The organism is Alcaligenes sp. PF14 (assembly GCF_037150615.1).
Classification (GTDB): domain Bacteria; phylum Pseudomonadota; class Gammaproteobacteria; order Burkholderiales; family Burkholderiaceae_B; genus Alcaligenes; species Alcaligenes phenolicus.
The window spans coordinates 122,254-141,102 of record NZ_JBAGRS010000004.1; the positions used below are offsets into that span (position 1 = coordinate 122,254).

The 18,849-nt window shown below is 57.3% G+C and carries 17 protein-coding genes and 1 tRNA gene; 12 read left to right on the top strand and 6 right to left on the bottom strand.

Annotated elements, in window-relative coordinates:
• Positions 1-7: 7 nt before the first annotated feature.
• The 10 genes from WFM49_RS10015 (at position 8) to WFM49_RS10060 (ending at position 10,896) form a co-directional block, all read left to right on the top strand.
• Complete coding sequence (locus tag WFM49_RS10015; RefSeq protein WP_336973020.1) at positions 8-841, top strand: SDR family oxidoreductase; 834 nt, start codon at positions 8-10, stop codon at positions 839-841.
• Complete coding sequence (locus WFM49_RS10020) at positions 834-2,543, top strand: thiamine pyrophosphate-binding protein (protein ID WP_254500011.1); 1,710 nt, start codon at positions 834-836, stop codon at positions 2,541-2,543. The genes WFM49_RS10015 and WFM49_RS10020 overlap by 8 nt, the downstream gene beginning before the upstream one ends.
• An 11-nt stretch (positions 2,544-2,554) precedes the next feature.
• Positions 2,555-3,355, top strand: coding sequence for an aspartate dehydrogenase (locus WFM49_RS10025; protein WP_251196452.1), 801 nt, complete (start codon positions 2,555-2,557; stop codon positions 3,353-3,355).
• 25 nt (positions 3,356-3,380) lie between these two features.
• Positions 3,381-4,868: an aldehyde dehydrogenase gene (locus WFM49_RS10030; protein ID WP_336973026.1), complete on the top strand. Its 1,488-nt coding sequence runs from the start codon at positions 3,381-3,383 to the stop codon at positions 4,866-4,868.
• A 128-nt stretch (positions 4,869-4,996) separates the two neighbouring features.
• Positions 4,997-5,968 (top strand): VOC family protein, encoded by a 972-nt coding sequence (locus WFM49_RS10035; RefSeq protein WP_254500010.1) that lies wholly within the window; start codon positions 4,997-4,999, stop codon positions 5,966-5,968.
• Between the two features lie 89 nt (positions 5,969-6,057).
• Positions 6,058-6,276 carry a recombinase-like helix-turn-helix domain-containing protein gene (locus WFM49_RS10040; protein WP_026484082.1) on the top strand — a complete coding sequence of 73 codons (219 nt, stop codon included), beginning with the start codon at positions 6,058-6,060 and terminating at the stop codon, positions 6,274-6,276.
• A gap of 43 nt (positions 6,277-6,319) precedes the next feature.
• The gene (locus WFM49_RS10045; RefSeq protein ID WP_083054292.1) at positions 6,320-7,339 is read left to right on the top strand and encodes an aromatic ring-hydroxylating oxygenase subunit alpha; all 1,020 of its coding nucleotides are present in this window, start codon (positions 6,320-6,322) and stop codon (positions 7,337-7,339) included.
• Positions 7,340-7,417: 78 nt separating this feature from the next.
• Positions 7,418-8,386: a PDR/VanB family oxidoreductase gene (locus WFM49_RS10050; RefSeq protein ID WP_336973031.1), complete on the top strand. Its 969-nt coding sequence runs from the start codon at positions 7,418-7,420 to the stop codon at positions 8,384-8,386.
• 177 nt (positions 8,387-8,563) lie between these two features.
• Positions 8,564-9,580, top strand: a complete 1,017-nt coding sequence (locus tag WFM49_RS10055) for a porin (protein WP_336973034.1) — start codon at positions 8,564-8,566, stop codon at positions 9,578-9,580.
• A gap of 29 nt (positions 9,581-9,609) precedes the next feature.
• The gene (locus WFM49_RS10060; RefSeq protein ID WP_035274997.1) at positions 9,610-10,896 is read left to right on the top strand and encodes an MFS transporter; all 1,287 of its coding nucleotides are present in this window, start codon (positions 9,610-9,612) and stop codon (positions 10,894-10,896) included.
• A 29-nt stretch (positions 10,897-10,925) separates the two neighbouring features.
• Here the strand turns inward: WFM49_RS10060 and WFM49_RS10065 are convergent, their stop codons facing one another.
• On the bottom strand, positions 10,926-11,534 hold the full coding sequence (locus WFM49_RS10065; RefSeq protein ID WP_083054288.1) for a hypothetical protein: 609 nt from the start codon (positions 11,532-11,534) through the stop codon (positions 10,926-10,928).
• 183 nt (positions 11,535-11,717) lie between these two features.
• Positions 11,718-12,611 carry a c-type cytochrome gene (locus WFM49_RS10070; protein ID WP_035269225.1) on the bottom strand — a complete coding sequence of 298 codons (894 nt, stop codon included), beginning with the start codon at positions 12,609-12,611 and terminating at the stop codon, positions 11,718-11,720.
• A 243-nt stretch (positions 12,612-12,854) separates the two neighbouring features.
• Here WFM49_RS10070 and WFM49_RS10075 point away from each other — a divergent pair.
• A tRNA-Arg gene (locus WFM49_RS10075) sits at positions 12,855-12,929 on the top strand.
• A 400-nt stretch (positions 12,930-13,329) separates the two neighbouring features.
• On the opposite strand, the gene WFM49_RS10080 is transcribed toward WFM49_RS10075, so the two are convergent.
• From WFM49_RS10080 to gshA, 3 genes are all read right to left on the bottom strand, one after another.
• Positions 13,330-14,106: a class I SAM-dependent methyltransferase gene (locus WFM49_RS10080; RefSeq protein WP_060186157.1), complete on the bottom strand. Its 777-nt coding sequence runs from the start codon at positions 14,104-14,106 to the stop codon at positions 13,330-13,332.
• Positions 14,103-16,157, bottom strand: a complete 2,055-nt coding sequence (locus tag WFM49_RS10085; protein ID WP_336973037.1) for a TonB-dependent receptor domain-containing protein — start codon at positions 16,155-16,157, stop codon at positions 14,103-14,105. Before WFM49_RS10085 ends, WFM49_RS10080 begins: the two co-directional genes overlap by 4 nt.
• Positions 16,158-16,333: 176 nt before the next feature.
• Positions 16,334-17,917 (bottom strand): glutamate--cysteine ligase, encoded by a 1,584-nt coding sequence (gene gshA / locus WFM49_RS10090; RefSeq protein ID WP_250756630.1) that lies wholly within the window; start codon positions 17,915-17,917, stop codon positions 16,334-16,336.
• A 194-nt stretch (positions 17,918-18,111) separates the two neighbouring features.
• Between gshA and WFM49_RS10095 the strand changes: the two genes are divergently transcribed.
• Positions 18,112-18,642 (top strand): hypothetical protein, encoded by a 531-nt coding sequence (locus WFM49_RS10095; RefSeq protein ID WP_250756631.1) that lies wholly within the window; start codon positions 18,112-18,114, stop codon positions 18,640-18,642.
• Here the strand turns inward: WFM49_RS10095 and WFM49_RS10100 are convergent.
• On the bottom strand, positions 18,572-18,847 hold the full coding sequence (locus tag WFM49_RS10100; RefSeq protein ID WP_009462666.1) for a response regulator transcription factor: 276 nt from the start codon (positions 18,845-18,847) through the stop codon (positions 18,572-18,574). The two genes, WFM49_RS10095 and WFM49_RS10100, sit on opposite strands and share 71 nt — an antisense overlap.
• Positions 18,848-18,849: the final 2 nt, after the last annotated feature.

Here is an 18,849-nt window from a genome sequence, read left to right on the forward strand (position 1 = left end):
GAAAACCATGAATGTTGACAATAGGGTGCAGTTCTCCAGCGATATGCTGGCTGGTCGCGTGGCCGTCGTCACTGGTGGATCTTCAGGCATAGGCCTGGAGACCGTGCGCATTCTGGCGCAGGCCGGTGCCGCCGTTGCTTTTTGCGGCCGCAATGCTCAGCGTCTGGCCAGTGCCCGTGAAGTGGTCCAGCAATCCGTGCCACAGGCGAGTCTGTACACACAAGAGTGTGACGTCCTGGATGCGCAGCAGGTTGCCGACTTTGCCCAGGCCAGTCAGGACGCGCTGGGAGCTGCTTCCATATTGATCAACAACGCTGGTCAGGGGCGGGTATCCACCTTTGCCACCACCAGCGACGAGGATTGGCGTGCGGAGCTGGATTTGAAGTTTTTTTCCGTACTCAACCCCACACATGCTTACTTGCCACAGTTGCGGGCCCAGCGTGCGGTTCAGGGTGATGCGGCCATTGTCTGTGTGAATTCCTTGCTGGCACGTCAGCCCGAGCCCCATATGGTGGCCACCTCGGCAGCGCGCGCAGGCTTGTTGAATCTGGTGCGCTCCATGGCCACCGAGTTCGCACCGGACGGCTTGCGCGTCAACGGCATTTTGATTGGTCTGGTGGAATCCGGGCAGTGGCGACGACGTTTTGATGCGCGTGATGACGCCAGCCAGAACTGGGATGAGTGGAGCGCACAACTGGCGCGCAGCAAGCAGATTCCATTGGCACGCCTGGGCAAGCCACAAGAGGCCGCCAACGCCATCGTTTTTCTTTCATCCCCACTGGCTTCCTACACCACAGGCAGCCACATCGATATTTCTGGAGGTTTGTCCCGTCATGCGTAACGCCCCGAATAAACAGCCGCTCGTGACCGTCGGTGCCGTTGTTGCGGCTTTTCTGGAGCAATGCGATGTAAAGACCGCCTTCGGCGTTATTTCCATCCATAACATGCCCATCCTGGACGCTTTTGCCCAGCGTGAGCAGATCCGTTTCGTGCCCGCAAGGGGCGAGGCGGGGGCGGGCAATATGGCCGATGCGTATGCGCGTTCCACGTCCAGTCTGGGTGTGTGTCTGACCAGTACCGGCCCTGCTGCTGGCAATATCGCGGGCAGCCTGGTGGAAGCTTATACCGCTGGTGCGCCTTTGCTGCACATTACGGGTCAGATCGAAACGCCTTTTCTGGACCAGAAAATGGCATACATCCATGAAGCGCCCGATCAACTGACCATGCTGGAAGCCGTGTCCAAGGCGGCCTTTCGTGTACGCAGCGCAGACAATGTGCTGGGTGTGCTCAAGCAGGCTGTGCAATGTGCGCTGACAGCCCCCAGCGGTCCGGTCAGTGTAGAGATTCCGATTGATATTCAGCAGGCATTGATCCCCATGCCGCTGGACTTGTCCCCCTTGCCAATTCCTTGCTTTGAGCCGCAGCCTGCTGCGCTGGACCGCCTTGCCAAGTCCTTGCAATGTGCTCGCCGTCCCTTGCTGTGGCTGGGCGGTGGGGCTCGCAAGGCCGGTGCCGCTGTGCGTCGCTTGCAGAAGCTGGGCTTTGGGGTGGTCAGCACCGTGCAGGGTCGCGGTATTGTTCCTGAAGATGATGCAGGCACGCTGGGGGCCTACAACATTCACAAGCCGGTTGAAGATTTTTATCAGACTTGCGACGCCATGCTGGTGGTGGGTTCGCGTCTGCGCAGCAATGAAACCCTCAAGTATGAATTGAAGCTGCCCCGTCCTTTGTATCGCTGCGACGTGGATGCCGAGGCACAAGGCCGCGCTTATGTCAGTGATGATTTTGTTTGTGGCGACGCCGAACGTGTGCTCAATGGGCTGGCCGATCGTCTGGAAGCTCAAGACTACCAGGCTGATCCGCAGCTGTTGAAAGATCTGGCCAAGGTACGCGAAAGCGCGGTGGCCAGTTTGCATGACGGTCTGGGCCCTTACACCGAACTGGTTCAGCAGTTGCAGAAGCTGGCTGGCCGGCAGTTCAACTGGGTGCGTGATGTGACCATCTCCAACAGCACCTGGGGCAATCGCGAACTCCGTATTTTTGAAGCTGATGCAGGAGTGCATGCCACTGGCGGCGGGATTGGCCAAGGCATGCCCATGGCGATCGGTGCCGCTGTAGGTGCACAAGAAACTCAGTCGGGTCGCAAGACGATCTGTCTGGCCGGAGACGGCGGCTTCATCCTGAACCTGGGTGAGCTGGCAACAGCGGTACAGGAGAAGGCCGACATGCTGATCGTCCTGATGAATGACCAGGGCTACGGCGTGATCAAGAATATTCAGGATGCCCAATACGGCGGCCGTCGCTGCTATGTGGATTTGCACACGCCTGACTATGAACAACTGTGTGCTTCATTGCAGTTGCCGCATGCACGTGTGCAGCAGCTGGACGACTTGCCGCGTCTGTTGCAGCAGGGTTTGAAGGCTCAAGGGCCGTTCATGCTGGAAATTGACATGGTGTCCATTGGCAGTTTCAAAGGCCGTTTTGCAGGCCCGCCCGTCAACACGCTGAACCAGATTCCCGCTCTGGCGGGTAATCCAGAGTGAGGGAGGCGGACATGCTGACTATTGCCGTCATTGGTTGTGGTGCCATCGGTACCGCTTTGCTGGAAACCATCCAGAACGACAGTAATTTGTGCGTCGGAGCGATTGTGGTGCCTCAGGCCTGGATGGAACAGGCCCAGGCCACAGTCACCCGCTTGGCACCGAAAGCCCAAGTGGGTGAGTACGTGCCGGAAGAGGGCATTGATCTGGTGGTCGAAGTGGCCGGACACTCCGCCATTGAAGGTCATGTCTTACCGGCCTTGCGTCGTGGTATCCCGGCCATTGTGGCTTCGGTGGGCGCCTTGTCGTCGTCGGATCTGGCTGAGCAACTGGAGGCCGCCGCGGTGGCCGGTGGTACACGGGTGGAGCTGATTGCGGGTGCGATTGGCGCGGTAGATGCAATTGCCGCTGCACGTATTGGTGGCTTGGATGCTGTGGTCTACACCGGCCGCAAACCGGCTCACGCCTGGCAAGGTACGCCTGCTGAAGAAGCCTTTGATCTGGAGCACCTGGAAGCACCCACAGTGATCTTTGAGGGAAGTGCCCGCGAAGCGGCTCGCTTGTACCCCAAGAACGCCAATGTAGCGGCCACGATTTCCCTGGCAGGCCTAGGTTTGGATCAGACGCGGGTTCGTCTTTTGGCAGACCCTGGTGCCCAGCGAAATACCCATACGGTTGAGGCCAGCGGCGCATTTGGCGAGCTGTCGCTGACCATGAGCAACAAACCTTTGGCGAGCAATCCCAAGACCTCGGCATTGACGGTGTTCAGTGCCGTGCGAGCCCTGCGCAATAGCGCGGATGCCTTGGCGATTTGAGTCAGCAACAGGATTAGAGGTTTTTATGATTTTCCAGAACGTGCTTGATATTTGCGTAGCAGGCCAGTGGCGTCAGGGCGGGGGCGATGTGTATGAAAGCCTGTACCCTGCCACCGGCGAGCCGATTGCACGTGTGCGCGCTGCGTCCGAGGACGATGTGCTGGAGGCGATCGAGAAGGCGGATCATGCATTCCGTCACAGCGGGTGGGCACAAAAACTGCCACATGAACGCGCCACTGTATTGCACAAGATTGCCGCCTTGATTCGGGCCGAGGCAGAAGAGCTGGCGCAAAAGCAGCGCCTGGACAATGGCAAGCCCATTAGCGAAACCCGTGCGCTGGTGGCCAGCGCCGCTGCAACCTTCCAATATTTTGCCGCCGCCTGCGAAACGTTGGAAGAAACGATTACGCCGTCTCGTGGCCCTTTTGTGACCATGAGCGTGTACGAGCCCATGGGTGTGGTAGCGGCCATTACGCCCTGGAATTCGCCGATTGCCAGTGAAGCCCAGAAGCTGGCACCTGCTTTGGCGGCCGGCAATGCCGTTATCGTCAAACCTGCTGAAGTTACGCCCTTGATGGCGCTGGAACTGGCACGAATTTGTGAACAGGCTGGTGTGCCCAAAGGAATGGTCAGCGTGCTGCCCGGCAAGGGTTCGGTGATCGGAGATGTAATCACCCGTCATCCGCTGATCAAGCGCGTGTCTTTTACCGGCGGCACGAGCACGGGCAAGCATATTGCCCGTATCGCCGCCGACAAGATGATGCCGGTTTCCATGGAGCTGGGCGGCAAATCACCCACCATCGTGCTGGACGATGCGGATCTGGAACACGCTGTCGCGGGTGTGCTGTATGGCATTTTCAGCAGCTCGGGCGAGTCCTGCATTGCGGGCTCCCGCTTGTTTGTGTCGGCCCCCATTTATGAAGAGTTTTTGAATCGTCTGATTGCAGGCGCACAGTCCTTGCGCGTGGGCGATCCGGCACGTGATGACACGCAGATGGGCCCTCTGATTACGGCCCGTCATCGTGACAGTATCGAACGCTATGTGGAGCTGGGGGTATCGGAAGGCGGAGTGATCCGCAGCGGCGGGGTGCGCCCTGAGCACGACGGTTTAACAGGCAGTCTGCGCAATGGCTATTTTTACACTCCGACCATTATTGAAGGCCTGAGCAATCAGGCCCGTACGGCCCAGGAGGAAATCTTTGGCCCGGTGCTGGTTGCCATGCCGTTCGAGAACGAAGAATCCCTGATCGAAGAGGCTAATGACAGCGTGTACGCACTGGCTGCCGGTATCTGGAGCCGTGACTTCAAGCGAGCCTGGCGTCTGGGGCGGCAAGTGCAGGCAGGCACGGTCTGGATCAATACCTACAAGCAGTTTTCGGTGTCGACGCCTTTTGGAGGTTGGCGCGATTCGGGCTTGGGGCGTGAAAAAGGGCGGGCAGGGATTTTGCAGTATATGGAGCAGAAAAGCATGTATTGGGGCACGAATGAGGCCCCCATTGCCTGGGCAGGTTAAGCCCTTTGGGACTGTCGTCCGGCTTGAGGCTTGATCGCGCAGGCCTTTTAAAAAGCAGCGCGATTATCTGCAGAACGCCGTCAGCACGGCAAGACCCATAAAAAAACAGAAATTTGGATGGAGCGGAGATGAGCATAGTAGGCATTGATCAGATCACCTATGGGGTGGAAACGCTGGACGAATCGCGCCAGTTTTTTCAGGACTGGGGTTTGACGCTGGCAAAAGAAACGGCGGACACCTTGCACTTTGAGTGCTTGAACGGTTGTCAGGTTCTGGTGGTGGATATTGGCAAGGTGGATTTGCCGACCGCCATTGAGGATGGTCCAACGGTACGCGAAGTGGTTTGGGGTGTGGAGAGCGAGGCCGACCTGGATCGCTATGCAGCTGCCCTACGCGATCAGCCGGGGTTCTCTGACCAATCAATCCAGGGTGTGCGACGGGTTGCATGTCAGGACCCCAATGGTCTGGCCATTGCCTTGCAGGTGACTCGCAAGCGTGAGGTGGAGACCGATAGTGCACCCATGAACACCTGGAACGAGCGCCGTCGTGTCAACCAGCCAGCCCCTATCTATGAGCGTGCCGTGCCGATTGAAGTCGGGCACGTGGTGTTCTTTGTGGCGGATGTGGATCGCGTGGAACAGTTCTACGTTGAACACCTGGGCTTTGTGTCGTCGGATCGCTATCCGGGCCGTGGCGCCTTCTTGCGCTGCACTGAGGATGGTGGGCACCACGATCTGTTCCTGCTGCAGCTGCCTACTGGTAAGCGAGGCATTAATCACGTCGCCTTTACGGTGCGCGATATTCACGAGGTTTTTGGTGGTGGTCTGCACTTTTCGCGCTGCGGCTGGGAAACCCAACTGGGACCGGGGCGTCACCCGGTCTCATCAGCCTATTTCTGGTACTTCCGCAATCCGGCTGGAGGCCTGATCGAGTATTACGCGGATGAAGATCAGTTAACAGCGGATTGGGAGCCACGCGAGTTCGAGCCGGGCCCCACCGTGTTTGCAGAATGGGCCATTGATGGCGGCCTGGATGGCAATACACGCCGTCAGAAAACTGCGCTGGCACCGGAAGGGGCCTTCTTGACCGAGAAAAAATAAGGGATTGGGTCTCAGCCCCGACAAGCGGCTGCCAGGAGTCACTCTTAGCCCGCTCATTTTCAATACATGAACGTATTTCAGGAGGAATTATGTCTGTGCGTTATCTCCAGGCCAATCAAGCGCAACGGCGCGAACCCACCTTGTACGAAGACCTGCTTGGCGATGCAATCGAGCGCGCCTTTGCCAAGGGCGTGCATGATTTGCCCGGCCTGGTTCAGCAATTGAATCGTGAAGGCTTGTCCACCCCTGATGGACAGGCCTGGACAGAAGAAAACTACAGCGACGCGATTGCGGCCCTGGCCCAGTAAGCGCCGGCCCTCGCGTCCACCAAACCTGTTTAAGGAGACTCCCATGAACCATACGCCCGACCAGGCTGTTGAGCATTTACTGAAGGTTGGTCTGAAGAACCTGTGGTATCCGATTTGCCCCGCTTCTTTCATCAAAGAGACGCCCATTGCCCTGCGTCGTCTGGGGCAGAAAATTGTGCTGTGGCGCGATACCACTGGCACCGTGCATGCCTTGCTGGACCGTTGTCCGCACCGTGGTGCGCCGCTGTCGCAAGGTGTGGTGCTGGGAGATCGCATCTCCTGCCCGTATCACGGCGTGGAAGTGCGCAGTGACGGGGTAGTGACCCGTGTGCCCGGCAGCCCCGGCTGTTCTCTGGAAGGGTCGCGTGCAGGCCGTCGTTTCCATGTGCGTGAGGCTGTGGACACTATCTTCTTGTACAACGATGTCGAGCCCGTGGATGAGCCGCCCGAGCTGGTCTTGCCTGAAGAGCTGGCCAACCAGGAGTCCTACTCCAGTTTCCTTTGCTACAACGAGTGGAAGAGCGATTACCGCTATGTGCTTGATAACGTCATGGATCCCATGCACGGCACCTTTTTGCACAAGCAGTCGCACTCCATGGCCGAGGGCGATAGCCAGGCCAAGTTCGTCATTCGTCAGACCGATATCGGTTTTGTCTTTGAAAAAGAAGGCCAGCGTGATGTGAACTTTGACTGGACCGAGTGGGCCGACACCGGCATGCACTGGACGCGTCTGGAGATTCCGTATCCCAAGACGGGTGGCCCTGGCGGCAACTTCATTATTGTGGGTTGTGTCACGCCGATTGATGAAACCCTGTGTTCGGTTTTCTTCTGGCGTATTCGCCGTTTGCCCAAGGGTTGGCAGCGTGATACCTGGCGCTTCCTGTACCGCAACCGCCTGGAAGCGCGCCATTGGCATGTGCTGGAGCAGGACCGCGTCCTGTTGGAGGATATGGAGCCCAATGCTCGTGATTACGAGAATCTGTATCAGCATGATCTGGGCATTGTCCGCTTGCGCCGTCATCTGCGCTCCTTGGCGCAGGACCAGGTAGAAGCAAGCGTTTGATTGCCTGCAGGTGGCCCGCCAGGCGGGCCGGTTTTTCCCGATAAGGTCCGCTCTTGAAGGCGGGCAAGGTGTTCTCTTATGTCAACCCAGACTCTCACAGCGCGCATCCATGCCATGCGTTATGAGGCGGACGGTATCGTCAGTGTCGAATTTCAGCCTGCGACGGAACAGGTACTGTTCCCGTCCTTTGAGCCTGGCTCTCACATTGACCTGCATTTACCCAATGGCCTGGTGCGCAATTACTCCCTGTGCAATCCCCATACGGATCAGCAGCGCTATGTGGTGGCTGTTTTGCATGATCGCAAAAGCCGTGGCGGATCGCGCTATGTGCACGAGCAGTTACGGGTGGGTTCGACCATTGAAATTTCGGCGCCACGCAATAACTTCGCCTTGAGTGATCAGGCCCCCAAGTCTGTGCTGGTAGCCGGTGGCATTGGCATTACCCCGCTGTGGTGCATGTTGCAAAAGCTGGCCGAACAAGGGCAGGCGGTCGAGCTGTTTTATTGTGCGCGCAACCGTCGCGAAGCCGCTTTTGTAGCGGAGATTCAGTCGCTGTGCGACAGCCATCACATCCTGTGCCATTTTCATTTTGATCAGGAGCAGGGCGCTGGGCCGCAGTTGGAGTCTTTGCTGGCCGGGCAGGGGGCTGACACGCACTACTACTGTTGTGGGCCTGCCCCCATGCTGGATGCTTTTGAGGCGGCTTGCCAGTCCTTGGGTTATGAGCATGCGCATATTGAACGTTTTGCGGCAGCTCCCTTGGCGCAGACTGCTCCGAACGATGCTTTCGAGTTGCGCCTGGCCAAGAGTGGGCAGACGATCCAGGTGCCTGCGGGCAAATCCGTTCTGGATGCCTTGCTGGATGCAGGAATCCCGATTGAACACAGCTGCAAGGAAGGAGTGTGCGGATCGTGCGAGACGCGCATTCTGGAAGGAGAAGCGGACCATCGTGACGGGGTCTTGTCCAAAAAGGAGCGTGAGGCGGGTCGCAGCATGATGGTGTGTGTATCGCGCTGCAAGCGAGGGCCTATGGTGCTGGATATTTAATTCCCAAGGCAAGACCTGACGTTAGAGGCACAGCGTGAGACTGTGCCGTTTCGCCTAGGCCTTCCACTCTATTTTCAGTTTTCTGGCATATGCCGGTCTTGTTTCCAGGACCTGGGCAGGGGCGGTTTGTGCCTGCAAAAAAAACGATAAGCATACTTATAAGAGAGGACGGAGCAGATGAAAAAACCTGTCGTTATGGTGGGTGCGGCATTCAGCTTGGCGGGGGCGGTGCAGGCAGCTCCCAATACGCTGGAGATCTTTGGCACCCTGGATATGGCTGTGACGCATTTACGGGCGGATGGCCAGTCCCAAACCGGTCTGGCGCACAGCGGTTCCAATATCTCCCGTTTCGGGTTTCGAGGGCGTGAAGATCTGGGCTCGGGCTATGCCGCCGGGTTCTGGTTGGAAGGGGGCTTGCATCCGAATCTGGGCAAGGGCGCGGCCGAGGATGGTGGTCTGGACTTTCGTCGTCGAGCAACGATTAGTCTATTTAGCCCGTATGGCGAACTGCGTCTGGGGCGGGACGATTCGGCCACGTTTCTGAGCACCTTGTTGTTCGACCCCTTCATGACTAATGGGGTGGCCGGTACCAACTCCTTCATGATGCTGGGTGGCCCCATTCAGATCAGCAATGCGATCAGCTATTTTCTGCCGCCCAATCTGGGAGGCATTTATGGTCAGTTGCAGTACGCCTCCGGACCTACCTCGACACCGAGCAGCGGCAACTATCGCGGAGCGCGTTTTGGTTATGCACAAGGAGCGCTGAACGTGGCTCTGGCGGCCGGACGGCAGCAGGACAATGTGCAGTCCAGCTTGAGTCTGGCGAACTTGGCGGCCACGTATGACTTCGGTTTTATCAAGCCATCCTTGATTCTGGCGCAGGAAAAGCGTGGGTCGGCCCGGATTCGTGCCTATCAGCTGGGAGCCACAGCTCCGATTGGCCCGCACCTGATTCGCGGCAGTATTGGGAAGTACGACGTCAGCGGTCAGCAAGCCAATGCGGACTGGATCAAGTACAGCGTGGGCTACGCCTACAACTTCTCCAAGAACACGCAGTTTTACGCCTCCTATGCCTATGTGCATAACCAGTCAGGCTCGGCGCGAGCGATCAGCGTGCAAGGCATGGACTCGCCCATCAACAGCGCAGGTCGAAACTCCCAAGGCTACCAGTTCGGTATCCGTAAGTTCTTTTGATCGCGTCCTCCAAGAGCAAGAGAGACATCATGAATCCAAAGACATTTCGTTGGTATGGCGTGATCACCCTGTTGATCGTTGTGGCCATCTCCTACATTGACCGCATCAATATTGCGGTGTTGATTACCGATCAGGACTTTTTGAGGCATATGGGAATGCAGGCCCATGACCGCGTCAGCCAGGGCTTGCTGGCGACGGCTTTTATGGTGGGCTATGGCGTGTCTTCAGTGGTTCTGACACCGTTTTGTTCGGCCTTGCTGGGTGTGCGTCGCAGCCTGGTGATCGGGCTGATTTTCTGGGGGGTAGTCACTTATGTATCTCCCTTGATGCACAGTTATGGGCTGCTGTTGATGTCGCGCGCCTTGCTGGGAATTTCAGAGGGACCTCTGTTTGCTTTGGCAGGGGCGTATATCAAGGCCCACTTCGAGGCCAGCGAGAACGGCAAACCTAATTCTCTGGTGAATATGGGAACGGGTTTGGGGCTGGCCATTGGCTATCCTTTCATCGGCTTCTTGCTGAGCTCGCATAACTGGGATAACTCCTTTCATATATTGGGCCTAATGAATATTCTGCTGGGTATTCCTCTGGTTCTGGCCTTTGTGCGCATGCCCAAAGTGGAACGCGGGACGGCCAAGGCTTCCAGTGCCAAGGCCAGCTTGCAGCAAGTGGGGCAGATCATTCGCGGCTCTTTGCAAACCCGCCATCTTTTTCTGATCACCTTGCTGACCTCGGCTTTCTTGGCGTACTTGTGGGGCAGTAGCAACTGGTTGCCGGCGTATCTGAAAGAAGCTCGTGGCTTTAATTTGCGCGACCTGGGTTGGATTGCCTCCTTGCCGCAGTACGCAACCATTGTGGCCGTCTTTATTGGCGGCATGATTATTGATCGTTTGCCGCGTGAACGTGTGCCCTTGATCTTTGTTGGTGGTGCAACGGGGGTGGGCCTATGTATCTGGCTGGCAATCAGCGTGCCAGATCGCTATACCGCTGCCATGTGTCTAATTGCCGCCAACTTTTGTTGGGGACTGGCCAGCCCGGCAATTCCCAGCACAGTCCAGTATTTTTCCCAGGCCCAGCATGTTGCCAGTGCATTTGGGGTGGTGAACGGCGTAGGAAGTCTGTTTGCCGGGTTCATGCCAGCGATCATGGGCTGGGTAATCACGCAGTTTGCCGGCGGTAATGCGGCTAGCGGTGCCGGTTTTGCGGCAGGTTTTGGTGTCTTGATCGGAACCCAGATTGTTGTTGCTGTGTGTGGTTTGGTGCTGTACTTCCAGGAGCGTCATAGCCCGCATCGCCTGGCTGAACCGATCAAGTCGTAGCCTGCTTCCGCTTGGCACAGGTCAGCTTATCAAGGAGCGTTTATGGCAGTGGGTACTTTGACCTCTGCCAGGTCTGGGTAGAGGTCGACCAGCTCCGATAAAAGCTTGTCTTCGCTTAAAGGGATGATGAATAGATGTTCACCATCCTGACTGGCCAGCGTAGGGTAAGTCAGCTCGAAAGTCTCACTTTCTTTCTTGAATGTACGGCTGTAGTTGAACAGCGCGTAGGCGCGGCCCGTGCTGGTTTTGCCGAATCGGGCAGTTTCCAGATCGTAATGGCCGGTAAGGATCTCTACTGGCTGCTGCTCGTCCAGAGCGCGGCCAAACTTCGCAATCTCGACAAGTGCTTCTTGCCGGTTTTTTCCCATGGCCTCCGCCATTTTTTGGATTTTTCGAGGAGGCTGGAACTGCAAGAGGGTTTCCATGTCGCGGGCCATGGTGGCACGCAGCAGGGTTTGCATGGCAAGGTCCAGATTGTCTCGATTCACAGTGGCGCAGACTTGCTGCGCCCCTTGAGCGGCTGCCGAACCCTCTGTCCGCTCTTTGGCAGATACGGTGGTGGAGGGCAGTATTGCAAAGACAAAGGCCGATAGGATGCTTGCGAGTACTTGTCGTGCAAAGAGGGAGACACGTGTCATGGTAATAGCTGTTCGGGATTGTGGAGTGCAGTGTGTGCGGCTAACGTTGGTCGATTGTAGGGCTTGGGCGTGAGGATGCTTATCTGCGCAGCAGGTCTTGGCAATAAAAAAGCCCGATGAATATTCATCGGGCTTTTTTGTATCCCCAGGCTTTGTACGGTGACAGAGCCTGGGTGCGCAGTCTTACTTGGCGGCGTTAACCATGTGCTGGATGGCAGCACGGATTTCGTCGTCGGAGGCTTGCGAGCCACCGCGTGGAGGCATGGCGCCTACACCGTGAATGGCTTTTTGAACCATAGTGTCCATACCGGATTCGATATATGGCTTCCAGGCCGCTTGATCGCCAAACTTGGGCGCGCCAGCAACACCGGCTGCGTGACAGGCAAAGCAGATGGTGTCGTACAGCTTGATACCGGCTGGGTCGACCTTGTTGTCATCCGCAGCAGCGGTTTGGGTTGCTTTGGGAGCTTCTGCAGCAGGAGCCTCTTCAGCAGGCTTGGTATCGGCAGCCGCAGTGGCTTCAGGCTTGGCGTCAGCTTCTTCACCTTCTGGTGCGGGAGCGTCGGGTTCCTTGAAGTCAGCGCCAGCGGCGTTAGCCATGTAAGCAACGGCACGAGCCACTTCGATGTCGTCCAGCGAAGGGTTACCACCCTTGGCAGGCATGGCGCGGATACCATGAATAGCGTTCTTGACCAACTCGTCCTGACCCAGCTTGATCAGCTCGCCCCAAGCGCCCTTGTCGCCAAATTTAGGCGCACCGGCTACACCGGCGCCGTGACAGGCGGTACAGGTGGTTTCGTAAACTTGCTGACCAGTCTTCAGCTCTTTGACGGCATTGGCGTCAACCAGTTTGAAACCGGCAACAGGCTGAATGCGGGCTGCAATGGCTTCAGGGGATAGGGCGGCGGAGCCAGCACCTGCACCCATGGTGGAGGTAACCAGGCTGACCAGCATGACAATAATCGCGATGGGCACCAAGAAAGCCAGAGCCACGGTCACAAGCAATTGTTTAGGGGTTTTGATCATGGCTGAGTGACCCTCGTTGTGTTCTTCGGGTTTTTGTTCCGTGTTGCTCATTATCGGATCCTGCGAGTTCGTACAAGAAATGACGGGAGGGCCTTTAAAGGCCACCAATAAAGGCTTGCGCCTACCTAATGGGTGTGCGCAAGGACGTGTCTACCAAGCCACCGACCCAGATCGCGCAACCATGGATTATAGCGGAGTGTGTCGCTCTTGTATCTGACTCTTGATTTAGCGCACTCATAATTGCCGGATAGATGCTGAAAAAAACTCCAAACTCGCGCTACAATAGCGAGCTTGGCGTCCGTAGTTCAATGGATAGAATTAGGGTTTCCGAAGCCCTCGATACAGGTTCGATTCCTGTCGGACGCGCCAGAACTTCTTGTTTATACGGCTCTTTAGGGCTGCTTTTCAAGACCTGGTTTAAATTTCCAGTTATAAAGTGTCGCGATGCAAGCAGCCAAAGGCTGCTTTTTTTGTGTCTGTTGTTTGTCAAAACACGGCCTTATGCGCGGTTCAGGTGAAGTGGGCTAATTATTGATCCTGATCATTTGGCCTGGGACGAAATTGCGTATTCGCCTGCGTTGACAGGCGAGCTTGCGCTTGGGAGTTTGGCCGGGATAACGATCAGGCGTATAGGCGATGTCTGGACAGGCAGTGCCTGGAGTCTTGAACTTGTGGCCGTCGCTACAACCAGATGTGCTGCCATCGAAGTCTATGCAAGACAAAAGGGGCCGAAGCCCCTTTTGCTTTTTCCTGAGCAGCTTTCTGGTTTTTAAACAGCTTCGGCACAAATCACATAGTCGTGGCCATGACGCAGACCACCCAAGGTCTGGTTCAAGGCCAGAGCTTGCTTGCGCAAGGCTTGGACATGCTCGGACAAGGCCATGGCCAGGTTGCGGTCCTTCAGACGGCGCAAGCGCCCGTCACACATATCCAGTTGACCGTGGATAAAGCTGTCGCCGTAACGAATGCCAAAGCGCTGCGCATCCACACAGCGATAGCCGGACTGTCGCAGGTGGCGCAGGACCCAGTCCATCGGGTACTCGCGATACGGGCGCTCGCCTGCCAGCAGCAGGCAAGCATCACGCAAACGGCCTATTTCCACAATCAATTTGCCCGCCGGGTCCGTGCTGCTATAGGGCACGTAGGGCTCCAGACCAATAATGTAGAGACGCTGGCCGGTAAGCGGCCGCAGGCGGCTGAACAACTGGTCCTGGGTGTAGGGGGCAAAGCCGTCTATGGCACCCAGTAGATAATCGGCCAGAACCGTATCAAAGCGTTCGCCCTGCAAAAATTCAGGGTCGCTCCAGTTGCCCACCAGCAGACGGTCCTCGGGGCGTTTTTGATCGCCCAGCTCGCGGGTGACTTGTTCGGCCATGCTGGGAGAGGCGGTAATGGCCGTCCAGCGTTCTGTGTCCAGCGTCAGCAACCAGCGCAGCGAACCCTTGCCGGTGCCGGCATCCAGAAAGTTGCCCCAAGGGCGCTCGCCCTGCATGTCGGCCACGACCTGGTACAGACGGCTACCCGTGTGTATGGCGGTCTTGCTCAAAATTCCACCTGTATCCCGGCCAGGATGTTGCGTCCCATCAGCGGGGCCTGACGGGCAATAAAGGAGGTATGGCGGTAAGCCAACTTGTTCAGCAAGTTATTTCCTCTCAGGTACAGGGTGTAGGTGTTCTGATCCATATGCAGGCGGTAGCTTAAACCCATGCTGAGCAAACCGTAAGACGGCGAACGCTCTTCATGTTCAGCCAGTCGGTCCTGGGCAAAGGTGTGGGTGTAGCCGACAAAGCCGGACCAGTTCTGCCAGTTCAGATCCGTGCGAATACCCAGGCGGGCGGCGGGCATGCGGGGCAGGTTGCGGCCAGGATCTTGCAGTTTACCGCGCACCAGATCGCCATACACGCTGACCGAGGCCCAGGAACTGACGGGGTAAGAGGCTTCTGCTTCCAGGCCCCAGAACTGGGCCTTGTCCTGGCTGTATTGGATCAGCTGAAAGTCTTCGTGACGATCCAGGCTGCGGCCATAAATGTAGTTCGAGCTACGGGTGTAGAAGGTACGTAGATCAAAGCGCAGATCACCCAGGTGCTTTTGCAGTCCCAGGTCCACCGTATGGCTGGTCTCACGATCCAGGTTTGGGTCGCCACGCTCATAGCTCAGCGTGGCAAAGTGCACGCCTTTGGCAAACAGTTCCTGAGCCGTGGGCAGACGTTGAGAGCGGGACACGGACAGGCTGGCGGCGTATTCGGGTGCGAAGTCCCAGACCGTACCTAAAGAGAAGGAGGTCGCCGTGCCTTTGCGGCGTTCCAGCGTTTGCGAGTCGGGCGTAACGGTTTGCCATTCCTGACGTGCGCCCAGTTCCAGACGCCAGTCGTCCCAGTTCACGCTTTCCAGAAGGAACAGGCCCTGGCTGCGAGTACGGGTGGGCGGAATGAAGTTTTCAGCACCGTCGCGGGACGCAAAATCAGACTGGCTGGTCTGCAGGCCGATGACCCCTTCAAACGGCCCCCAAGGGTTGTGTTCCAGCTCCAGGCGCGTGTCGTAACCGCGATTGGTGAAGCGGGTGCCATCAATATCGCCATCTTTTTCAACGTGCTGGTAGTTGGTCGCACCAGCGCGCAGGCGAGCCCGTTTGAAGCCGGGCAGAGGGTCACGCAGTTCGCCACGGATATCGAAACGCTGAGTACGCAGGTGAGCGGTGGCCGAGTGTTCGTGATCATGTTCGTGGCTGTGGCCATGATCGTGGGCATGGCCGTGATCGTGACTGTGGCCGCCGCAATGCAGAGTGGCGCCGTGCGGGTGGCAGTCCTCGTATTCGTGGCTGTGACCGGGCAGACCGTAGCTGCCTTCACGGTAGGAGTAGGCCGCGCCTATATAGCCACGGTCCCCAATAAAGGAGAGGCCAACGCTGCCTGTGTCCGTGCTGGAGTCGGAGTCCTTGACGCGTCCATCGGTCCAGTTGGGGACGCGATAGTCGCGGCTACGGTGCGAGGCACCTTCTACGTGCAAGGCGATATTGCCTTCGCCGGCTGTCATCTCAACTGCGCCGATTCTGCCACGATCAGCCGTGGAGCCCTGGGCACGTACCGAGCCTTCAAAACCTTTTTCGGGGATGGCTGTGGGGATTTTGCGATCCAGCACGTTGACCACGCCACCAATAGCACCGCCTCCGTAAAGCAGGGCCGATGGGCCGCGCAGCACCTCGATGCGGTCCGCTTGCCAGGTATCGACCGTGATGGTGTGGTCGGGCGAAATGGCCGAAGCGTCCATGACCTCTGCACCATCGCTCAGAACTTTGACGCGGGGTGCCGTTTGGCCGCGAATGACGGGGCGGCTGGCACCGCTACCAAAGCTGTCTACATGGATGCCGACTTCACCGTCCAGCAATTCACCCAAGGTGCTGCTGCGGCGCAAATCCAGTTTGGGGCCTTGCAGGACCGTGCTGGCGGTGGCCAGCTCGGTTTGTCGCAAGGCCAGGGGGCTGGCAGAGATTCGGATAGGGGCCAGTTCAGGGACAGCTTCTTCAATTTCATTGGCTTGGGCCGAGGCGCACAAAAGCAGAGCCAGGGCTAGTGGCAGGGGACGGGGTTGGAAACGCATCTCATCTTCCGGTTTGTTAATTTTCGAGATGTTATAACATAACAATAATTATTCGAAATAGAGGAAAAGCCATTTTGAGAAAAGGGAGAAAGAGAAACTTCCTGCTGTATGAGCCTGCAGGTAACGGTCAAAAAAAAGCCGCCCTGGGGCGGCGGCTTGTTGTAATTGTGTGACGCTTAGCTGTTTTCCACTTCAGGCGGAATCAGATTGCGTTCGTAGCGATGGACGTAGTCCTCAAAGGACTCCTGATCCTGCGCTTCGATATCAATCTGGGCTTGCAGAGAATCTTTGGCCTGTTGCTCGAAAGCGGCTTGCTTGTCGGCAGGTAATGGATGGGCCAGCAAGGTCTGGTGATGCTCGCGGCTGCGTTGCAAGGCGTAGTCGTGAAAGCTCAAGCCGGTTTCGCGCAAACGGCTCAGCAGTTGAGCCGACGGTGTCAGCTCCGGGTTTTCCAGTTTGCGGATTTGGGCTTGCACAGCTTCTGTGTGACCTTGGGTATCCAGGGCCTGATCCAGCATTTGCGCGTAAGGCAGCAGCGATTCCAGAATTTCGTGGCCCCAGTCTTGCAGGCTGACGCTCTCTTTTTGCTGATTGGTCAGCATCAAGCCGGGGCGACGGCCTTCGCGCACGACGGTTGCAAAATTGTTCTTGCTGTCCTGACAGTAGCCGCCGTCCGGGAAGAAGGGGCTGTCTTGCACGGCACAGAACAGCAGGAACGTATCCAGGAAGCGGCAGGTTTGCTCGGAAATTCCAGTAGGCGATTCAGGGTCTATATCCAGACAGCGAACTTCGATGTATTCCACACCGCGCTGGGCCAGGGCTGTAGCCGGGCGCTCGCTGCGCTGGGTGGTGCGCTTGGGACGAATGCTGGAGTAGTACTCGTTTTCAATCTGCAGGATATGGGTGTTGAGTTGAATCCACTCGCCATCGCGGTGGGTACCCAGTTTTTCGTAATCCGGCCAAGGAGTTACGGCAGCGTGATACATGCGCATCACAAAGGTGTCCAGGTCGTTGTAGCAAAGCTGAAGCTCGGCCTGGGCTTCCTTGTTGTGATAGCCCAGATCGCTCATGCGCAAGCTGGTTGCCCAGGGCATGGTCAAGGTGTCCTCGTCGATCTTGTCCAGATTGTTGCGGCGACCTTGCAGGAAGTTCGCATCCAGCACGGGCGAGGCACCCAACAAGTACATCAGTAGCCAGGAATAGCGCGTGAAGTTGCGGATCAACGCCAAATACCCATTGGAGCGCTGATCTTGCAGATTGTCGCCACAGACATTCAACAAGGGCCAGATGCCATCAGGCAGGGAAAAGTTGTAATGCACGCCGGCAATACATTGCATGGGCTTGCCATAACGTTCGGCCAGGCCACGGCGGTATACATGCTTGAGCATGCCCGTGTTGGACTTGCCGTACCAGGCAATGGCAATGTCTTTTTCGGCGGGCAGCAATGCGGGCATGGACTGGTTCCAGATAATCTCCTGGTCCAGCTTGCCAGCCACAAAGGTGTGGATGTCGGTCAGCTCCTGCAGCACGTCCTCGACCCGGGCTTGCGGCTCGGTAATCAGCTCCAGCAGGGCCTCGGCGTAGTCGGTCGTGATATGGCCGTTGGTCAGGGCCGACCCAATGGCTTGCGGGTGGGGGGTGTTTGCCAATTGGCCCAGCGCATCGACGCGCAGTCCTTCTTTTTCGATGCCGCGCAAGATTCCCGTCAAAATCTCGGGATTCTGTTGCAGGGCAAGGCGGCGTTCGTGGCTGGTGTTCATGGTGGTGTTTCCCACTTTCGAAATCGGGTGCAAGATACGGGACTGTTCAAGGGGGCCTGGCCCCGTCTATAAATAGTAGTCCGACCAGACTTGCTTTGTTAAGTTGCGCCAAAAGGCGTATCGGGCAGGGCGAGTATAAGACGGCTGTTTAGCCAGCCGATGAAAAGCATGAAACGGGATATGGGATTAGCACCATGATGATCAGGCGCATGACCGCGGTACTGGCGGCTTTCTTGATGTTGGCAGCCTGCAGTCCAGAGTTTAACTGGCGCAAGGTTCAGCTTGAACAAACGGGCCTGTCGGCCATGCTGCCCGGCAAGCCCACGACCAGTCACCGACTGTTGGATTTCGAGCAGCATCAACTGGATTTTTACCTGACCACCGCCACGGCAGGCGGGCAAAGCTACACCGTGGGCCATGTGATTTTGCCCAAGGAACTGCAGCAGGACGAGGCCGCTCGCCAACGCTTGTACGAGGCACTGCACGATTCCCTGCGCGAGAAATTCATACCCGATGGGCAAGTCAGCGAGAAAAACCAGATACAACTACCGCCACCCGGACAGATTTTCTTCATGACGCGCGATGTGGGCGGTGTGGCCTTGCGCCTGGAAGCGATGATACGCATGGAACCAGGCTGGCTGGTGCAGGGTTTTGTTATGACGGATTCCGGGAAGGCCCCGGACGCGGCTCAGGCAAAGGTTTTCTTTGACGGCTTAGCTCGCTAGCCGGGTCGCCGCTGATCAGGTGCTGTTGCAAGGCCAGGGTAATGGCAGCTTGGCGGCTATAGACTCCAAGCTTGGCGTAGGCGTTCTGGAAGTGGAAGTTGATCGTGCGTTCAGTAATGCCCAGGATGATGCTGATTTCCCAGCTGGTCTTGCCATGGGCAGCCCAGTTCAGGCAGGACTGCTCGCGTGAAGTTAAGTGCGTCACGG